The organism is Paenilisteria riparia FSL S10-1204 (assembly GCF_000525995.1).
GTDB lineage: Bacteria > Bacillota > Bacilli > Lactobacillales > Listeriaceae > Listeria_A > Listeria_A riparia.
This window is the reverse complement of sequence record NZ_AODL01000058.1, coordinates 1-1,437: the sequence shown is the minus strand read 5'-3', so window position 1 is coordinate 1,437 and position 1,437 is coordinate 1. Positions and strand designations below refer to the sequence as shown.

1 protein-coding gene is annotated in these 1,437 nt (G+C 39.7%); it reads right to left on the bottom strand.

What is annotated here, in order from left to right; translation table 11 throughout:
• Nucleotides 1-1,437 (bottom strand): immunoglobulin-like domain-containing protein (locus PRIP_RS17275; protein WP_036102671.1); only part of this gene is annotated, 1,437 nt, incomplete at both ends.

Here is a 1,437-nt window from a genome sequence, read left to right as displayed (position 1 = left end):
CTGTGTCGGTAGCATTCTTAATGATATTGTTGGCGTAATATTTGAAGTCTGGTGGTGTTGTTACATTGATTCTTGTGTATTCTGTACCATTGACTGTTAGACTGAATTTCGTGATGTCGCCTGCTAATTGACCTGTGATATAGTTGTCTTTACCAATGTAGAATGGTTTTGGCGTTAAGGTTGACTTTGTCTGGTTCTTGACATCTACTTTGGTTTTTTCGAGTTGTTTACCATTAGAATCGTATGTGATTACATATACTTGATCAGTTGCTTCGGTCACTTTGCCTTTTGCGTAGTATTGATATGGTGATTTTGTGGCATTGATTTGTTGAAGTAAGGTGCCGTTTACTTCGATGGCTAGTTTAGCAACATCACCAGTATAGGTACCTTTGATATAACTATCTTTGCCGATTGTAAAGCTTTCCGTTGTTACTGTTATTACTTCTGATTGGTCTGGTGTGACTGTGATAGAGGCTTGTTTACTAGTTATACCATTCTTGGTTTGTGTGGCTGTAATGATATCGCCAGCTTTTAAATCTGTGACAAAAAATGTTGCTATTCCTTGTGCATTAGCTGTTTTGGAAACCATTGTTCCGTCTGGTAGTGTGACCGCAATTCGTGCACCTTCAAGGCCAGTTACCGTAAGACTTGTCTGTTTTTCTGAAACTGGGCTAATCACTGGTGTGGTGATTGCATTTCTATTATTTAATGCCTCTTGGGCTGCATCGATTCTCTTTTGTAGTTCAGCTTTTGTTGTTATCGTTGTTGGCAGTAAGTCCACCAATGTTTGAGCCTTGTCGATGGCTGCTTGGTCTGTGCTGTCTTTGATGGTAGTATCTTTTTCGAACAAAGCATTTACTGCTTCGGTCGCTTGTCCTTCATCATAAATGACAACTGTTTTTGTATAAGTGAACTGGCCGTCTTTTGTCGTGAAATCTAGCGATGTTTCACCGAGTCCGACTGGTTGACTTCTTGCTATTTGATTGTCAAAATTCAGGAATTTAATAACATTCGTATTATTGGATTTTATTTTGCTAGCGTCGATGGCATCTGCACCGCTTGCAAACATAAAATCAAACCACGGACCGCCTCCTGAATTCCTGTAGCTTAGTGGAATATAGACTTTTTCTAAGCTATCAATGGTCAGATTTCCCCCGCCATTTGGTCGGAATCCCCAAACGCCACCGCTAATTAAAGCATTTTCACGCATGTATCTTGGTGTTAAGCGCCACATTTCAGGATAAACACCTGTTAATTTTCCGGTTTTGGGATCTACTACATTTCCTGTTAGAAAATCAAGGTAAAACTGCATCCAGCCGTTCTTTGGATCAATGCTATAGTTATATGTTGTAGCACCGTGTACATCTGGATAAGAATCGATTAAATTCGCCATATTTAGCAGATGACAAAATTCATGTAACGCGATATCGGTGGAGT